The 17,962-nt window shown below is 49.1% G+C and carries 15 protein-coding genes; 10 read left to right on the top strand and 5 right to left on the bottom strand.

What is annotated here, in order from left to right:
- Nucleotides 1-231: 231 nt before the first annotated feature.
- Nucleotides 232-3,000 carry an ATP-binding protein gene (locus BQ7364_RS10390; RefSeq protein WP_072684665.1) on the top strand — a complete coding sequence of 923 codons (2,769 nt, stop codon included), beginning with the start codon at nucleotides 232-234 and terminating at the stop codon, nucleotides 2,998-3,000.
- 253 nt (nucleotides 3,001-3,253) lie between these two features.
- On the opposite strand, the gene BQ7364_RS18540 is transcribed toward BQ7364_RS10390, so the two are convergent.
- Entirely contained in the window at nucleotides 3,254-3,382 is a 129-nt protein-coding gene (locus tag BQ7364_RS18540) for a hypothetical protein (protein WP_255370399.1), read from the bottom strand.
- Nucleotides 3,383-3,505: 123 nt separating this feature from the next.
- Here BQ7364_RS18540 and BQ7364_RS10395 point away from each other — a divergent pair, with 123 nt between their 5' ends.
- A complete protein-coding gene (locus BQ7364_RS10395; RefSeq protein ID WP_072684666.1) occupies nucleotides 3,506-6,319 on the top strand; it encodes an ATP-binding protein in 2,814 nt (937 codons plus the stop codon).
- A 388-nt stretch (nucleotides 6,320-6,707) separates the two neighbouring features.
- Here the strand turns inward: BQ7364_RS10395 and BQ7364_RS17795 are convergent, their stop codons facing one another.
- Both BQ7364_RS17795 and BQ7364_RS10400 read right to left on the bottom strand, forming a co-directional pair.
- Nucleotides 6,708-6,911, bottom strand: a complete 204-nt coding sequence (locus BQ7364_RS17795) for a hypothetical protein (protein ID WP_139248617.1) — start codon at nucleotides 6,909-6,911, stop codon at nucleotides 6,708-6,710.
- 97 nt (nucleotides 6,912-7,008) lie between these two features.
- Complete coding sequence (locus BQ7364_RS10400) at nucleotides 7,009-8,022, bottom strand: LacI family DNA-binding transcriptional regulator (RefSeq protein WP_072684667.1); 1,014 nt, start codon at nucleotides 8,020-8,022, stop codon at nucleotides 7,009-7,011.
- Between the two features lie 310 nt (nucleotides 8,023-8,332).
- Between BQ7364_RS10400 and BQ7364_RS10405 the strand changes: the two genes are divergently transcribed.
- The 3 genes from BQ7364_RS10405 (at nucleotide 8,333) to mglC (ending at nucleotide 11,971) form a co-directional block, all read left to right on the top strand.
- A complete protein-coding gene (locus tag BQ7364_RS10405; protein ID WP_072684668.1) occupies nucleotides 8,333-9,367 on the top strand; it encodes a galactose ABC transporter substrate-binding protein in 1,035 nt (344 codons plus the stop codon).
- 79 nt (nucleotides 9,368-9,446) lie between these two features.
- Entirely contained in the window at nucleotides 9,447-10,955 is a 1,509-nt protein-coding gene (locus BQ7364_RS10410) for a sugar ABC transporter ATP-binding protein (protein ID WP_072684669.1), read from the top strand.
- Between the two features lie 14 nt (nucleotides 10,956-10,969).
- Nucleotides 10,970-11,971 carry a galactose/methyl galactoside ABC transporter permease MglC gene (gene mglC / locus BQ7364_RS10415; protein ID WP_072684670.1) on the top strand — a complete coding sequence of 334 codons (1,002 nt, stop codon included), beginning with the start codon at nucleotides 10,970-10,972 and terminating at the stop codon, nucleotides 11,969-11,971.
- Between the two features lie 49 nt (nucleotides 11,972-12,020).
- On the opposite strand, the gene BQ7364_RS10420 is transcribed toward mglC, so the two are convergent.
- The gene (locus BQ7364_RS10420) at nucleotides 12,021-12,545 is read right to left on the bottom strand and encodes a zinc ribbon domain-containing protein (protein WP_072684671.1); all 525 of its coding nucleotides are present in this window, start codon (nucleotides 12,543-12,545) and stop codon (nucleotides 12,021-12,023) included.
- 315 nt (nucleotides 12,546-12,860) lie between these two features.
- Nucleotides 12,861-13,190 (bottom strand): hypothetical protein, encoded by a 330-nt coding sequence (locus tag BQ7364_RS10425; protein ID WP_072684672.1) that lies wholly within the window; start codon nucleotides 13,188-13,190, stop codon nucleotides 12,861-12,863.
- A gap of 232 nt (nucleotides 13,191-13,422) precedes the next feature.
- Between BQ7364_RS10425 and BQ7364_RS10430 the strand changes: the two genes are divergently transcribed.
- The 5 genes from BQ7364_RS10430 to BQ7364_RS10450 all read left to right on the top strand — a co-directional run bounded on the left by BQ7364_RS10430 (nucleotide 13,423) and on the right by BQ7364_RS10450 (nucleotide 17,891).
- Complete coding sequence (locus BQ7364_RS10430) at nucleotides 13,423-14,637, top strand: CobW family GTP-binding protein (protein WP_072684673.1); 1,215 nt, start codon at nucleotides 13,423-13,425, stop codon at nucleotides 14,635-14,637.
- 3 nt (nucleotides 14,638-14,640) lie between these two features.
- Entirely contained in the window at nucleotides 14,641-15,579 is a 939-nt protein-coding gene (locus BQ7364_RS10435; RefSeq protein ID WP_072684674.1) for a TIGR03943 family putative permease subunit, read from the top strand.
- A 303-nt stretch (nucleotides 15,580-15,882) separates the two neighbouring features.
- A complete protein-coding gene (locus BQ7364_RS10440) occupies nucleotides 15,883-16,392 on the top strand; it encodes a methylated-DNA--[protein]-cysteine S-methyltransferase (RefSeq protein ID WP_072684675.1) in 510 nt (169 codons plus the stop codon).
- 42 nt (nucleotides 16,393-16,434) lie between these two features.
- The gene (locus tag BQ7364_RS10445; protein WP_072684676.1) at nucleotides 16,435-16,932 is read left to right on the top strand and encodes a GNAT family N-acetyltransferase; all 498 of its coding nucleotides are present in this window, start codon (nucleotides 16,435-16,437) and stop codon (nucleotides 16,930-16,932) included.
- 128 nt (nucleotides 16,933-17,060) lie between these two features.
- On the top strand, nucleotides 17,061-17,891 hold the full coding sequence (locus tag BQ7364_RS10450; protein ID WP_072685047.1) for an undecaprenyl-diphosphate phosphatase: 831 nt from the start codon (nucleotides 17,061-17,063) through the stop codon (nucleotides 17,889-17,891).
- The last annotated feature ends 71 nt before the right edge of the window (nucleotides 17,892-17,962 follow it).

The raw sequence follows: 17,962 nt of genomic DNA on the forward strand, positions 1-17,962 counted from the left end.
TCAGGCGAAGTCTTTTCCGCTAAAACGCAGCCGAAGTTGTGAAAAACTGCCCTTCAGAAGGGAATCGTATTATTTTCCTGTGGAAAAAACGTAAATTCAGGCAGAAAGAAGTAAGCCGGAAATTTTGTGTTTTCAAATCGTTAGGAATGCTCTAAAATATAACCGTCGGCAGAGCTGCCGGACCACTCCGCAGCTCAGGTTTAAACGCTGAATTTCAGCCGGAGGTTGCGTATGATTTCAAGGTTAAAGAAAATAAGCTGTTTGTTCGCCGTCGTCTTCCTGACGGTGTTTTGTTTTGTTCCCTCAGCGGCCAAAGCCCAGTCCTCAGAAGACGATGGGGAAGTATTAAAAGTTGCTTTCCCTGAAAACACCGGGATCAGTGAAATTTATGAAGACGGCACCTATGGCGGGGCGGTGTATGACTGGCTGCATGAAATTGCCAAGTATACCGGATGGAAATACGAATTCATCACCGGTTCTGCCAACGATCTTTTAAAAGGCATGGCGGATGGCGAGTATGATCTGATGGGCGGCATGTATAAAATCGAGGGAATTCGTGATTTGTACTGCTACCCGGAATACATCATGGGCTCCAATTATATCTTGCTGATTTATCCGCAAAGCGATTCGACGATCAAGAGCTTTGATTATTCCACGCTCAACGGCAAGAAGATCGGCGTTTTCAGCAGGGCGACGGCTAAAATCGAGCGGCTGAACAAATTTCTGTCGTTCAACAAACTGGATTGTGAACTGGTCTATTATTCCGACGCGCAGGCTTATGTTAATTGTCTGGACAATCAGGAAGTGGATCTGATGCTGGGCAACGACGTTTATCTGGAAGAAGATTATAATGTTGCCGCAAAATTTGAAGCCGATCCTTATTATCTGGTGACTTCGCTTAACCGGCCGGATTTGTGCGAGCAGCTCTCCGCGGCCATGAATGCGATTTATTCAGCGAATCCCAACTTTGCGGACGAATTGTATCAAAAATATTTTCCGCAGGATTACGTGAACAGGATTGATTTTACAGCGGAGGAAAAAGCTTACCTTGCCCAGTCGCCAACCCTGCGGGTCGCGGCGCTGAAAGAAAACTATCCGCTGTTGTATCAGGAGGGCGGTCAGCTCAAGGGCATTCTGCCCTCCTGTCTTCAGCTGATCACGCAGCGGACAAATTTGAATTTCGAATATGTATACGGCGAAACGATGACAGAACTGGAAACGCTGGTCCGTGAAGGAAAGGCGGATTTGATCGGCATGTATCTCAACGACGACCAGGCTGCCGATCAGTCCGGCTGGACGCGGACTCCGAGCTATGCCCGACTGGATCTGGTCGTGCTGATGAATAAGCGCACCTCAGCTTCGGCCAGTATGACGATGGCTGTGCCGGAAGGCATCACGATGAAGCCGACTCAGCCGGAGGATAAGATTCGCTTTTATAAGACTTATCTGGACTGCATTCGGGCGGTCAATGAAGGCCGGGCAGATTATGTGCGGATGCCGGCTGCCTTTGCGGAGGATTTTTACTCCCGTGATTATTATGCCAATATCAACCTGATCACGCTCAACAACGATCATGAGGAAGTGACGCTGGCGATGCCGCAGCCTGCCGATGTGCTGCTTTACTCGATCTTCAGCAAGGCTATTCATAATTTCTCACAAATGGAAAAAGAATGTCTGGTGTCGCAGAACCTGCTTCAGATTCGAAAGAGCGCAGTGACGATCAAATCGCTGCTGTATTCAAATCCGCTGATGATGCTGAGCGTATGCGTCGGGGGGATCGGCCTGATCTTTGCGGCGCTGCTGGTTTATTACCGCTCGCAGATGAAGACCCGGATGATGCGGCTGCAGCTGGAAAAAGCGGTTGAAACCGGCCGGGCGAAGTCGGATTTCCTCTCGCGGATGTCGCATGAGATCCGCACGCCGATGAATGCGATTATCGGTTTGACGAACCTCGCGCTGCTTTCCGGCGAGGCGACGCCGGCGATTGAGGAAAAGCTGACGAAAATTGATGCGTCCTCTCAATTTCTGCTTTCGCTGCTGAATGATACGCTGGATATGTCGAAAATCGAAAATCAGAAGATGAAAATCGAGGCCCGGCCGCTGGATCTGTCACGGATCTTAAAGCAGATGCAGGATATCTTTGAAATGCAGGCCCGGGAGAAAGGCAATCAACTGGAATTTGACATCGCTTTGGAAGATACCTGGTTTATCGGCGACGAACTGCGGTTAAGTCAGATCCTGACCAATCTGTTATCGAATGCCTGCAAATATACTGAGCGGGGACGGATCAAGCTGAGCGTTGCCGAGAAACGGCTGACCGATCAGTCCGGCGAGCTGTATTTCAGCGTAAAGGATACGGGCATCGGCATCGGCAAGGCTGAGCAGGAGAAGATTTTTCTGTCATTTGAACAGGCGGACAACCGCAATCAACAGACGCCGGGAACCGGATTGGGTCTGGCGATCAGCCGCAGTCTCGTTCAGCTGATGGGCGGCGAATTGAAAGTGAACAGTAAGCTGGGCGCAGGTTCTGACTTTTACTTTACAATCAAGCTGCCGCTGAGCGAAGCGCCGCAGGTTTGCGAGCCGGAAGTCCCGGAAACGGAACTGGATCTGGATGGGATGCGGATCCTTCTGGCGGAAGATAACGACATTAACGCCGAGATCACGATCCAGCTGCTGGAATTGAAAAATGTGATCGTGGAACGGGCGGAAAACGGGCAGCAGGCGCTTGATCTGTTTCAGGCCCGGCCGCAGGGATATTTCGATCTGATTTTAATGGATGTCAACATGCCGGTGAAAGACGGGATGACGGCGGTTCGCGAACTGCGCGGGCTGGATCGGGAAGATGCCCGTTCCGTGTTGATTTTTGCGATGACGGCCAATACATTCCAGGAAGATCGGGAAGCGGCGGTGCAGGCGGGCATGGATGATTTTCTGCCGAAACCTTTTGAAGTGGATCAACTTTATAACGCTCTGCGCAGCACCTTGCGGAAAAGATGAGCCACGAAGGACCTCTTACGCCGTTTCAAGGAAATTTAAAATTCAATAACAGGAAGCGGATTGCCCAAAGCTCAACAAACAGCGCCGGCAATCCGCTGTTTTTTTATTTCCCATTCTTGCTTAAGGATTGGAGAATACAAATCCATTTTCAGGATGGACTTTCCTCGCAGATCGTGAGGAAATAAGACGCCGATGCCATAAAAGAACGCTTTTCTCAGAAATAATCAAGATTATTCGGAATACGGAAATTGGTTTAACAGCGAACAAAGAGAAAAAATACTGAACTTTGCGCAGCGGCAGCGCTTCGCAAAGTATGTTTGCTTTTTTGCATCTTCGCCAGCGGCAGGACAGAAAAGGCAGCGTCTTTGGTAATTTTACTCATGAAATAGAATTGAAAGTCGCTTTTGCTATTTCAAATTGATCGGGAATGGCATAAAATAAGGGTTAAATAGGACCATGCGGAAAACCGTTTGATTGAAGGCAGAGGATGCAAGAGGAGAAAATTATGCGAAATTGGCGGAAATTATTTGTTTTGGGAATCCTCGCTCTGACGTTAAGCGGCTTAAGCTGGACGCCGCTGAGCATTCAGGCGGAGGCTGCGGAGGGCAGTCAGGCCGGCGAAAATCCAGAAGGCGAAGTATTGAAAGTATCATTTCCGATCAGTCCGGGATTAAACGAGGTTTATGAAGACGGCACTTATGGCGGTCTGGTTTATGACTGGCTGCATGAAATCGCTAAATATACCGGTTGGCAATATGAATTCATTACGGGCGATCCTGATACGCTGCTCAGCTCGTTCATCGCCGGGGAAAATGATATCATGGGCGGCATGTATTACTATGACGGCTATGAAAAAATGTTTAACTATCCTGAATACGTGATGGGCTCCAACTATAATTTACTGATTTATCCGCAAAGCGATACGTCGATCAAGAGTTTTGACTATACGACGCTCAATGGAAAACGAATCGGCGTTTTGCGTAAAGCGACAAGCAAAATCGAGCGGCTGCAGAAATTCCTGAATTTTAATAATCTGCAATGCGAGCTGGTTTATTTTGAAGACGCAAAGACCTATACGCAGTGCCTGGAAACGAAAGAAGCCGATTTGCTTTTGGGCAGCGACGTTTATCTGAAAGAAAATTACAATGTTGCGGCCCGCTTTGAAGCCGATTCCTACTATATGGTCACCACGCTGAGCCGGCCTGATCTGTGCGAACAGCTCAACGAGGCGATGAATGCGATTTATTCCGCGGACCCCAACTTTGCCGACAAACTGTATGAGAAATATTTTACGGCGGATTATGCCAACGCCATTGATTTTACAAGTGAGGAAAAAGCTTATTTAAGTCAGTCGCCGACGCTGCGGGTGGCGGTTCTGAAGAATAACTATCCTTTGTTTTATGAGGAAAACGGAGAAAACCGCGGAATCGTTCCGGCTTGTCTTGAACTCATCCGGCAACGCACCTCGCTGCAATTTGAATATGTGTATGCTCAGACGTATGCGGAACTGGCGGAAAAAGTAAAAGCGGGAGAAGCGGATCTGATCGGCGCTTATCTGGACAATGATCAGGCCGCTGATCAAACAGGCTGGACGCGAACCCCGGCTTATGCAAAGCTGGATCAGGTCGTGCTGATGAACAAGCAGACCGGCGCTTCTCAGCCGATGCGCATGGCCGTGCCTTTCGGATTGACCGGAATGCCTTTGCAGGCGGACGACGAGATTCTTTATTATGACTCTTATGAAAAATGCCTGGATGCCGTCAATCATGGAAAAGCGGATTACGTTCGGCTGCCGGCTTCGTTTGTCGAGGATCTTTATTCACGCAGATACTATGCCAATCTGAATCTGATCACAATGAACAATGTTCAGGAGGAAATCGCTTTCGCTCTGCCTTTGCCGCCGAATGTGCTGCTTTATTCCATCTTCAGCAAGTCGATTCATAATTTTTCAGCGACGGAAAGCGAAACCCTGATTTCTGAGAATTTGTTAAAGGTCCGCCAGAGCGCGGCGACGTTGGAATCGTTGATTTATTCCAATCCAATGATGGCGGTTTTGTTCTGTGCCGGTCTGATCGCTCTGATTGCTTTGTGCGTGCTGATTTATTATCGGATTCAGCTCAAAACCCGGATGATGCGGCTGCAGTTGGAAAAAGCGATGGAAACCAGTCAGGCCAAATCGGATTTTCTTTCCCGGATGTCGCATGAAATTCGTACGCCGATGAACGCCATCATCGGTCTGACGCATTTGGCGCTGATGTCTCAGGAGGCGACGCCGGCGCTAAAAGAAAATCTGAAAAAAATTGAAACGTCGTCGCAGTTTCTATTGACCTTGCTGAATGACACGCTGGACATGTCAAAAATTGAAAATGAAAAAATGCAGATCCTGTCGCAGCCGTTTGAATTGGGAGCGCTGCTGGATCACATGCAGGATATCTTCGAAATGCAGGCGCAGATCCATGGCAACTCACTGACTTTTGACATACAGTTGAAGCATGTTTGTTTCAGCGGCGATGCCATGCGGATATCTCAGGTCTTGACCAACCTGTTGTCCAATGCGTGCAAGTTCACAAAGCAAGGCGCAATTACGCTGAGCGTTCGTGAATCCGCGGGGCAGGAAGGTCGGGCAGCGCTGTTTTTCAGCGTTCAGGATACCGGAATCGGCATTGACGAGACGGACTTGAAGAAGATTTTCCTGTCTTTTGAACAAGGTGGAAATCGGGATCAGCACACCCCGGGAACTGGCTTGGGACTGGCGATCAGCCGCAGTTTAGTGCAGCTGATGGGGGGCGAGCTGGAAGTGCGCAGCGAAGTCGGGAAGGGTTCCAATTTCTACTTTACGATCGAGCTGCCGCTCAGTGAAGAAACGGAATTGAATAAACCGAAACATTCTGCTGCGCAGCAGGCCAAGCTGGAAGGTCTGCGGATTTTACTGGTTGAGGACAACGACATCAATGCCGAGATCGCGATCGAGTTATTGGAACGCCGGAAAATTCAGGTGGATCGGGCAGAGAATGGACAGGTCGCTCTGGACTTGTTTACAGGCCATGAGGAAGGGTATTATGATCTGATCCTGATGGATATCAACATGCCGGTGATGGATGGTTTAACGGCAGCCCGACGGCTGCGGGAATTGCCGCGGAGCGACGCACAGAGCGTATTTATTATCGCGATGACGGCGAACACCTTCCAGGAAGATCGCGATCGTGCCCGGGCGGCAGGCATGAACGACTTTTTGCCGAAGCCCTTTGAGGTTGATCAACTGTACGCCGTGCTGGAAAAAAACAATTCAAAAAATGACCAGCCGGGATGTTCAGATTAAGAAAAGCAGGCGGCTGCAACGCAGACGATACGATAAAAAAATCCGGATTGCAGAAACTCCGGATTTTCATTTTATCAGAAAGTATCTTTCAAAGGCATGAACAATAGGAAGCTCTTTAGAGCTTTAGGCTGCCAAAGCGCTTCAAAGCTCTGAGTTCCTCTCTTTTTAGTTATGCAATGAAAAGAAAGAGAAGAAGAGTTATTCAGTTTTGAATACTTTCTCCAGGACATCCGCAGGAAGCATGAAATGCGGGACTGTATGGTGTATATGGCCTCGATTGTGATAGCGCAGCGAGGAATGGAATACCAGAATTAAAAGAAAGAACGCAGGTCTTGAATCCTTCGAAGATCGCCATTCTCCCAGGAAAGCTGTTTAAGGCAGAACATTTTTACAGCACCGCGAGGCAATGAAGATGCCTGAGCGAAGCAATCTTGATCAAGCCTTCAGCTGTGGAAACAGAAGAGAAAGGAGGAAGCGATCTGACTTCAGGAATTCGCTTCAGGCTGGAAATTAACGAGTGTTCTGGCTGGCCTTGTCTTTTTAAAGGGCGCGCAGCTTTTTCCTGATCGCCGCTTTGTTTAAATTCTTCCAAGGAGCGCAGGCTGAAATTGATCGCCGGTTAATCTGACAAAAGCATTCTGGCTGAATTCGCTGAATTGCAGAGTGTTGTTTGTTTAGGGGGCCGGCCGTTATTTCTTTGAGCGCGGCTGCGTGCAGGATTGACGCAGGATGAGCGAGCAGGGAAGCATGATCTGCATCGGATAGACTTTATCTTTCGCCGCGAACTGCGTGATAAACTGCGCGGCCAGTTCGCCCATCTGACGAGCCGGCGCGTAGATCGTCGTCAGCGGCGGATTGGTATAGGCCGTATTTTGATTGTTATTGAAGCCAAGAATCGAGATATCCTCCGGCACGCGGTAATTATTTTCATGCAAAGCCCGCAGCGCGCCCATGGCGACCGCATCGCTGGCGCAGAATAACGCCGTCGGCACCGTATGCGCCTGGATCAGATCCTGCATCAGCGCATAGCCGGATTCCACAGTAAACTGATCCCGGCGGACGAAACGGCTGTTGTCCCAGCCTTTTTGCCGGCAGAATTCCTGATAGTAGTGATAGCGTTGTTCAAAGTAGATCTCGCCGTCGGTTGTATGTTCGATGCCGCCCAGAAAACCGATCCGGGAATGCCCCAGACTGGCGAGGTACTCCAATCCCTCATAGACTGCGGTGCGAAAGTCCATGACGATCGTATTGACAAAGATTTTCGGCATGAACAGATCGACGAAGATGACTTTGTCAGTCAGCTTGCGGAATTCGCTGATTTCCTGAGACGAAAACTTGCCGATGCAAATCAGACCATCGAGCATGGAAAGCTTGCTTAAAAAATCAGGATCCCCGCGGAAAGAGCGGATCATTTCGATATTGTTCTGATTCAAATAACTTTCGGCACCGATGCGGATTGAGAGGTAAAACGGATCGTTTAATTCCTTTTCGATGGAATACCACTGCACGATGCCGATGCGGATCGGATTATAATTATTTTTCGTTTTGATTTTCCGTTTGATATAATTTTGTTTCTTGGCTTCGTCGAATACCCGCTGGCGCGTTTGTTCCGCGACCTTCAACGTCGGATCATAATTGAGGATCCGCGAAACGGTGGCGGCGGAGACACCCGCCTGCTGCGCGATTTCTTTGATCGTAGACATAATTATCAACTCTCTCTCTTACTTACTCTAACGAATTTAAGTGAACAAGTCAAAATAATTTACTAAATCAGCTGATCAGAACTCGAAGTTTTACTAAAAGTGATAACGCTTACATTTTGTTTACATCAGGTAAAAATTGGTAAAAACACATTAAATCAGCCATTTTTAAGCCATAAATTCAATATTTTCACAAAATGAAGTTTACTAAAACTAGTTAAAACCACCGCAAAGTTTATCTCAGTTTGTTGACACCGACACTTGAACCGTCATAGAATGTAAGCGTATACAGAAGCTATACGGAGGGAAAAAGATGAAAAAACTATTTGCTTTTCTTGCATCAGCATTGATGGTATTATCCCTTGCTGCATGCTCCAACAACGGCGGCGGAAATAATGACAAGCCGGCGGATGACGGCGCAGCCGGTACCGACAAGAAGGTTTATAATGTCGGTGTTTCCATCTACAAATTCGACGATAACTTCATGACGCTTTACCGTAAGGAAATCGAAAGCTATTTCAAGACGCTGAATACGGACGAAGTTGAATACAAAGTTACGATTCAGGATGGCAAAGGCGACATGGCTGAACAGACTAACCAGATTGACAACTTCATCGCGCAGGACTATGACGCGCTGATCATTAACTTAGTCCAGGCGACATCCGCAGCCACCGTTATCGACAAGTGCGAAGCGGCGAACAAGCCTTGTATCTTCATCAACCGTGAACCAAGTGAAGAAGATATGAAGAAGGATCCGGGGATGATCACGTATGTCGGCGCTGACGCTCGTCAGTCCGGTAAATTCCAGGGTGAACTGATCGCGGATCTGCCGAACAAGGGCGACCTGAACGGCGACGGCGTCTTACAGTATGTCATGGTTGTCGGCGATCCGGAAAACGTCGATGCGAAATACCGCACGGAATTCTCCATTTCCCAGTATCAGGAAGTTTCCGGCCTGAAAGTTGAAAAATTAGACGAACAGCGCGGCGATTGGGATCAGGCGAAGGGCCAGGAAATCGTAGCGAACGCTTTAACACAGTACGGCGATAAGATCGAAGCTGTCTTCTGCAACAACGACGCAATGGCGTTAGGTGCAGCGCAGGCGATCACCGCGGCAGGCCGTAAGGTCGGCGAAGACATCTATCTGGTTGGGGTTGACGCTCTGGCAGAAGCGATGGATTTAGTTTCTACCGGCGGCATGACCGGCACCGTTCTGAATGACCACATCAATCAGTCGCACAAAGCGGTTGACTGCACAGTCCAGGCGATCAATGGCGAAAAGCTGGACGCTTACTACTGGATTGACTACATTAAGGTTACTCCGGAAAACGTAGCAGAATACAAATAAGCAGAAAGAATCCGAAAATTAAGTGTGCCTCCGCGCACACTTAATTTTTCTGGATTATTAAGAGGAAGGGGATTTACGAATGAGCGATTATATTTTACAGATGAAAAATATAAGTAAAAGCTTCCCTGGCGTCAAAGCGCTCGATCATGTCTGTCTGAATGTCCGGCCGGGAACCGTGCACGCATTAATGGGTGAAAACGGCGCCGGGAAATCCACGCTGATGAAATGTCTGTTCGGCATCTACAAAAAGGATGAAGGACAGGTTATTTTCAACGATGAAGAAGTGGATATCAAGGACACCAACGACGCGCTGCATCGGGGCATCGCGATGGTTCATCAGGAACTGCAGCCGATTCCGGACCGCAGCATCGCCGAGAATATTTTCTGCGGCCGCTATCCGATGAAAAAGTTCGGGCCGGTGCAGGTGGTGGATCACGCGCGGATGTATAAGGAAACCGAAGAGCTGCTGAAAGAGGTCAACCTGGACTTCAATCCGAAGGTGAAATTGGGAACATTGTCCGTTTCGCAGATGCAGTCGGTTGAAATTGCCAAAGCGGTTTCCGTCAACGCCAAGATCGTCATCATGGACGAACCGACATCGTCGCTGACCGAAAATGAGGTCGAGGGATTGTTCGATATCATTAATAAGCTCCGTTCTAAGGGCGTATCGATTATTTATATTTCTCATAAGATGGAAGAAATTCTGAAAATCTCCGATGAAGTGACGATCATGCGCGATGGCACTTATGTCGGCACCTGGCCGGCGAATGAGCTGACGACGGATCTGATCATCCAGCGGATGGTCGGCCGCGAACTGACCAACCGGTTCCCGCCGCGGTTTAACGAACCGGGCGAAGTCGTCCTGAAGGTGGAAAACTTTACTTCGATTGACTCACGCAGCTTCCGCGACGTGACCTTTGAATTAAAGAAGGGCGAAATTCTGGGCATCGGCGGTCTGGTCGGCGCGCAGCGGACCGAGCTGATGGAAGGTCTGTTCGGCGTGCGGCATATTGAAAAAGGCACGGTTACTTATAAGGGCGAAACGATCAAGATTCATCATCCGCGGGACGCGATTAAAAAGGGTATCGCGCTGCTGACGGAGGATCGCCGGGCGACCGGAATCTTCGGTGTCCTGTCGATTTCCGACAATGTTGGCGTCGCTTCGTTGGATAAGTATATTGATTACGGCGTCGTCCTGAACAATAAAAAGTTGGAAAGTCTGGTCAAGGATAACATTGACAAGATGAGCATTAAAACGCCGAGCACGAAAACCCAGATTCAGTCGCTGTCGGGCGGCAACCAGCAGAAAGTCATCATCGCCCGCTGGCTTGCTAATGACCCGGAAATCCTGATCCTGGACGAACCAACCCGCGGCATTGACGTCGGCGCGAAGTATGAAATTTATACGATCATCGCCGATCTGGCCAAACAGGGGAAATCAATAATCATGATCTCCAGCGAAATGCCGGAACTGATCGGTATGAGCGACCGGATCATGGTCATGTGCGAAGGCCGCGTCACCGGTTTCGTTGACAGTAAAACCACGACTCAGGAGGAAATCATGAGTCTGGCGACTAAATATATGTAAGGAGAGGGACTGTTATGGAATTCAATAAGAAAAAAGTCACCGATTTTCTAAGCAATAATGCGATTGTCATACTCCTGGTCCTGTTGGTTCTCTTTGTCGGCTTTACCCGCAAGGGATTCTTCAGCGGCCCGAATTACAGCAATATTATCACCAATGTTACACCGCGGTTCATCATCGCGCTGGGCGTCAGCGGCTGTCTGATCACCAAGGGCACGGACCTGTCGGCTGGCCGAATGGTCGGTTTCGGCGGCGTTATCGCCTGTACGCTGCTGCAGCGTCCGGATTATACTGCGAAATTCTTTGCGAATCTGCCGCAGATGCCGTTAGTCGTCGTCCTGTTGATCGTCATGTTGATCACGGCGTTCTTCGGTCTGCTTAATGGCTGCGTCGTCGCGTATCTGAAAGTTCCGCCGTTTCTGGCGACGCTGGGCATGCAGACGATCGTTTATGGCATTAACCTTGTTTATTCGGGCGCGGATCCGATCGGCGGTCTGCGTTCAGATTTCACCGGCGTGGCGACCAACGCCATGTTTACGGTCGGGAAGTTCAGCTTTAAATGGTTATTCTTGATCGCGATCGCCGCAGGTCTGATCTTCTGGTTTCTTTATAACAAGACCCGCTATGGCAAATACATGTATGCGATCGGCGGCAATGAAAACGCGGCGGAAGTTTCCGGCGTGAACGTCAACCGTTCCAAACTGAAAATCTATACGCTGGCGGGGCTGATGTATGGTCTGGCAGGCTTCCTGTTAGCGGCGAAGTCCGGCGGCGCTTCGGTCAACCTCGGCTTGGGCTATGAACTGGAAGCGATCGCCGCTTGTACGATCGGCGGTGTTTCCACCAACGGCGGCGTCGGCAAGGTTTCCGGAATTCTGTTAGGCGTCCTTGTCTTTGAATTATTGAAGACGTCGATGCAGTATCTGCGGATTGATACGTCGTATCAGTTCATCGTGCAGGGCATCGTTATTATCGTGGCGGTGGCGCTGGATATCCGCAAATATACAGCGAAGAAATAAGCTGAGATTCAGTCGCTAAATTCAATATCAAATAAAAAAGAGTCCGGAATTACTTCTGGGCTCTTTCATTGCGTATCGCTAAGCGAACTTTAATTACGGTCAGCATGAGGAAGGCGGTGATCAGGATGAAGAAGAAGGGGATGAATTCCGGCTGAGTACCGAACATGAACGCCACCAGCATAAACAGAATGAATTGCGTTTTGAGGCGTTTGCGCACGGTGTTGACGTCCTCCTGAATGACTTTATTTTTGATGTCCGCTTTGAAATAAGCTTTTTCATACAACATCGCACTGCCATATTTCATCGCAAAATAGGTGGCGACAAACAGGCCGACCGCCAGGATCAGAATCCAGACCTGCATCTTCCAATTTAATAAGAAGAAGATGAAGACCAGCACGATCGAATACAGAACGGCGCTGAAGCAGAAATAGATCAACAGATCCGCTTCGCTGATATAACGCTTTTGTTTATGACCGCAATGCGGGCAGACGACACGGCCGGGTTCGAATTGTTCAAAGCGGGAATTAACCTGAGATGTAATTGGTTTTCCACAGCTTTCACAGTTAATTTTCATGAATATCACCTTATCTTATTGTACCATATTCTGAGGTGCGAATATAGCGTAAAATCAGGACTGAAGCATAGTGGAAAACGGGCGGACAAGTCCGGGAAATGAAGGGGGGGAGCAAGGCTTTAAGGAGGCGCTGAAGGGGAAGTTAAGAATTCAGAAGGGGAAAGCTTCAGTAAAAGCGCAGAAGAAGCAGACGGAAAACGACAACGATCAGGCTGACGGTTAAAACTAAAATTACTGACGAACGCGTGTTGAAATAGATTAACGTTAGAATCAACCCGCCGAAGCAGATCAGCTGCAGTCCGTTGGCTCGGTTTTTTACATTGCATTGTTCCTGTGCCGATTGGAAGTCGTTGGTGAAACGCGGTACAGCAGAAACCGGAATTGATCCAGAAACAGAATGCCGCTGCCCAGAAACAGAAGGTTTAGGAATGAGCGAAGTTCGGTCCGGATCCCGACAAAAACAGGCAGGAGTAAAACCAGAGCCAGAAGTAAGCTCAGCATGACCCCCAGATCAATTAAAAAGTCAACCTGCGTCAGGCGGCGCGATTGCAGCGCATGGCAATCAGGACATTCAATCGGTCCGGCGTCATAGCGGGCGAGCGGGCGAAAGCAGTCCTGACCGTTTTTGTGAGGTCGCCGCCGCAATGTTCACATCGGATTTTCATCATTGCCACCTCTTTCTTATTTAAATTAAGTATAGCATAGACGGATGAGGAAGGAAAATTTGGTCAACAATGGAAACTGAGCAGGCAGAAGCCTGTCATTTCCAAGCGGAAAGTGCTAAAATAAGGAACACAGACCAGTCGGATCCTAACGAAAGTTTCGGCTGAATCAAAGATCGCGGATCTGCGGATAAAAAAGGAAAGAAGGATAAATCGTGACACAAATTGATATTATTTCAGGATTTCTCGGCGCCGGAAAAACAACGCTGATAAAAAAACTCTTGCAGGAAGGTTTCCCAAAAGAGAAAACCGTGCTGATTGAAAATGAATTTGGCGAGATTGGCATCGACGGCGGCTTCTTAAAGGAAGCTGGGGTTGAGATTAAGGAAATGAATTCCGGATGCATCTGCTGCAGTCTGGTCGGCGACTTTGCGGAAGCTTTGAAAAAGTGTGCGGAACAATTCCAGCCTGATCGGATCATCATTGAACCGTCCGGCGTGGGTAAACTGTCGGATGTCATCGGCGCCGTTCAGGGAGTTCAGGCAGAAACAGGAATGGAACTGCACAGCTTTACCACGGTAGCGGACGCGACAAAATGTAAGATGTATATGAAGAATTTCGGCGAGTTTTTCAACAATCAGATCGAACACGCCAACACGATCGTTTTAAGCCGGACACAGAAGCTGGGTGAAGAAAAACTGGCGGAATGCCTGGCGCTGATCCGGGAAAAGAACCCGAAAGCGGTCGTCATTACGACCCCATGGGATGCGATCAGCGGCGCGCAGATTCTGGAAGCGATGGAACAGAAGGAACTGATGGAACAGCTGATGAAGGAAGATGAATGTCTGCCGCATCACCATGATCACGACGAGGAATGCGAATGCGGACATCATCATGACCACGATGAGGAATGCGAATGCGGACATCATCATGACCACGATGAGGAATGTGAATGCGGACATCACCATGATCACGACGAGGAATGCGAATGCGGACATCATCATGATCACGACGAGGAATGCGAATGCGGACATCACCATGATCACGATGAGGAATGCGAATGCGGACATCATCATGACCACGACGAGGAATGTGAATGCGGGCATCACCATCATCATCACCATCATCACCATCATGGCCATGATGCGGATGAGGTTTTCACCAGCTGGGGTGTTCAGACAGCCCATGTCTATGATGAATCCGAGCTGCAGCAGGCTTTAAATCAGATCGCTGAGGGCGCGGCAGCCGGCACGATTCTGCGCGCGAAGGGGATTGTTCCATGCACAGATGGAACCTGGCTGCATTTCGATATGGTACCGGGCGAATGCGAAATCCGCCGGGGCGCGGCAGCGGTAGCGGGTATGTTGTGCGTCATTGGCGCACAGCTTGACGAAGCTCAGCTGGCCGGACTGTTTCATGTAAAGGGGTAAACTATGGACGTTCCTGTATATTTATTTACCGGTTTTCTGGAGAGCGGAAAATCATCCATGATGAAGGAAACGCTGTCCGATCCGGAATTCAACGACGGGTCAAAAACCTTGATTCTGGCATGCGAACAAGGCGAAGTGGAATTTGACAAGCCCTTTTTAAAACAAACTCACTCTGTTTTGGTGAATGTGGAAGAGAAGGAAGAACTGACAGCTGATTATCTGGAAAAACTGGAGCACGAATACCGGCCGAAACAGGTATTCATCGAGTTTAACGGTATGTGGAGCGTGACGGAATTTCTGGATATGGAATTTCCCATCAACTGGATGCTGGTTCAGATCATTTCCACTGTGGACGCCCAGACATTTATGATGTATGTCAACAATATGCGTTCGCTGATGTATGATCAGCTGGTGCATTCGGAGATGATCCTGATCAACCGCTGCGACTCCAATACGAAGAAGTCTTTTCTGCGAAGCAATATCAAAGCCATCAACAAAGGCGCGCAGATTATTTATGAATCGGTCGACGGCGGAATTAACGATCTGCCGGAGGATGATCTGCCTTTCGATCTCAACGCCGAGGTGATCGACATTCAGGATGACGATTACGGCCTGTGGTACATGGACGCTCTGGATCATCCATACAAATATGACGGCAAGGTCGTGCGGTTTAAGGGAAAAGTCGTGCATGTGGAAAAGGATAAGCGGTCTTTTGTGATGGGACGTTATGCGATGGTCTGCTGCGCGGAGGATACATCGTTAATCGGTTACCTGTGCAAGTGCGCCAAACCTGTCAACCTGGCGGTGAATGAATGGATTACCGTCACCGCCCGGATTGAAGTCGAATACGATGAGGAATATCAGCGCAATCTGGTCGTTCCGCATGTTCAGGCGCTGAGGATGGAAGATGAATTAAAAGAGGATCTGGTTTATTTCAGCTGAATAAACAAAACGACGTCCGGAAGCACCATGCTTTCAGACGTTTTCTTAAAGAAACGGGACAGTTTTTTAACTGCAAAGCTGTTTTGCATAGCTGATACAGAAACTCAATGATTTTAAAGGGAAAAGGCTTCAGTCTGATCAGGTTGAACGGATGGGCGCTGAAGCTTGCGCACAAGCCTTTTCTTTTCGGCACAGCGAGAGTAAAATGAATACAGCAATACAGTGAGAACAGGCCGGGGATGCTGATGAAGCAAAGCGCAGCCGCCGGTGAAAAATGGAATTGAAAAGTTAGGGAGGAGCCTTATGCGCGCATGTTTTTATCGCCGGACAACACTGGGCATGATCCGGATCGAGGAAAAGGACGAACGGATTGTACGCGTTGATTTTGAACAGGAGTTTCCTGAGGACGAGGAATGTGAAGTAGCGGAAACGGCTTGTTTATGGCAGGCGTTCACGCAGCTGCAGGAATATCTGGAAGGCCGGCGGCAAACTTTTGAGCTGATTCTGCATCCGGACGGAACCGCGTTTCAGAAAGCCGCCTGGCAGGCGCTGATGGAAATTCCGTATGGGGAAACCCGCACCTATAAGCAGCAGGCGGAAAGCATTGGCAAGCCGAAAGCGCTGCGGGCGATCGGCATGGCGAATCATCGGAATCCGATTCCGATTTTTATCCCCTGCCACCGGGTAATCGGGGCGGATGGCTCGTTGACTGGTTATGGCGGCGGATTGGATATCAAGCGCACATTATTGGCACTGGAACGCCGGACATTGGAAAAGAAACGGGAAGATGAGCTGAAAAAAGCGGCGCAGTAACCGCGGACAGCTGTGGAAAATCAAAGAAAAGAGGAAAATTTGATGGAATCATTTGAATTGCGCGACGCTGACGCCGCTTTATTGGAACAAATTGCGGCACTTGCGGAAATCATCTGGCATGAACATTATGAATCTATTCTGGGCGTGGATCAGGTTAATTATATGGTCGAACATTTCCAATCGCTGCCTGCGATGAAGGCGCAGATTGCCAATCAGGGTTATCGGTACCGCGGCGTTTTCCATCAAGGCCAGCTTTGCGGTTACGTTGCGACGGCATTGAATCCGGAATATCTGTTTCTAAGCAAACTGTATCTGGCCGCCGATGCGCGAGGGCTGGGGTTGGCGTCAAAGGTATTGGCGGTTCTCAAAGAAGAAGCAAAAGCGGGAAGCGGCCGGATTCAGCTTACCGTCAACCGCTTCAACGCAAATTCCATTGCGGTTTATCAGAAATGGGGCTTCGTCACACTGCGGGAAGAAAAAACGCCGATTGGCGGCGGTTATTTTATGGACGATTATATCATGGAGCTGGATTGCCGCTAGCAAAGCGGTTCAGGTCAAAAAATCAGGAAAAGCGTCGGAAAAGGTAGAGTCCGTGGCATTTCAATGGTATAATAACGAAGACTGTCTGCTAAGATGTTAACAGTGAAGGAGTGAATTCCGTGAATCTGATGATAGAGATGTTGAAGGCAATCCTATTGGGGATTGTCCAGGGGATTACCGAATGGCTGCCGATCAGCAGCACCGGACACATGATTCTGGTTAATGAGCTGATGCCGCTGACCGTGCTGGCGGATGCGGCCGCGAATAAAGAATTTGTCGATATGTTTATGGTCGTCATCCAGTTTGGGTCCATTCTGGCGGTCCTGCTGCTGTATTTCCATAAACTGAATCCGTTTTCTCCACGTAAGAACGCTTACGAAAAACGCAGTACGATTGATCTGTGGCTGAAAGTGATCGTCGCGGTGGTGCCGGCAGGCATCATCGGCGTGCTGTTCGACGATCTGATCGACGCATATTTCTACAATCCGGTCACGGTAGCCTCGATGTTAATCATTTACGGCGTGGCGTTTCTGGCGATTGAAAGCCGGCATCGCCGCCCAAGCGTGACTTCGTTTGAAAAGATGAGCTACAAGACGGCGCTGGCAATCGGTGTTTTCCAGGTCTTGGCCTTGATCCCGGGAACCTCCCGTTCCGGTGCAACGATTTTAGGCGCGGTGCTGCTGGGCTGCTCGCGCGGGATTGCGGCTGAGTTCTCGTTCTTCCTGGCGGTTCCGGTGATGTTCGGGGCCAGCCTGCTGAAGCTGATCAAAATGAAAATCGCGTTCTCTCTGGCGACGGCTTCGGTGCTGATCGTCGGCATGATCGCCGCGTTCATCGTTTCCGTGTTTGCGATCCGCTTTTTAATGGGGTATATCCGCAAGCACGACTTCAAGGCGTTCGGCGTGTATCGGATCGCCTTGGGAATTTTGGTATTCGCTTACTTTTTCTTCATGAAGTAAGAGTTCAATAAGGGGGAAATGCTGCGAAGGCATTTTCCTTTATTTTATTGAGAGTAAAAGAAAGGATTTGA

Source organism: Holdemania sp. Marseille-P2844, assembly GCF_900120005.1.
In the GTDB taxonomy this organism is placed as follows: domain Bacteria; phylum Bacillota_I; class Bacilli_A; order Erysipelotrichales; family Erysipelotrichaceae; genus Holdemania.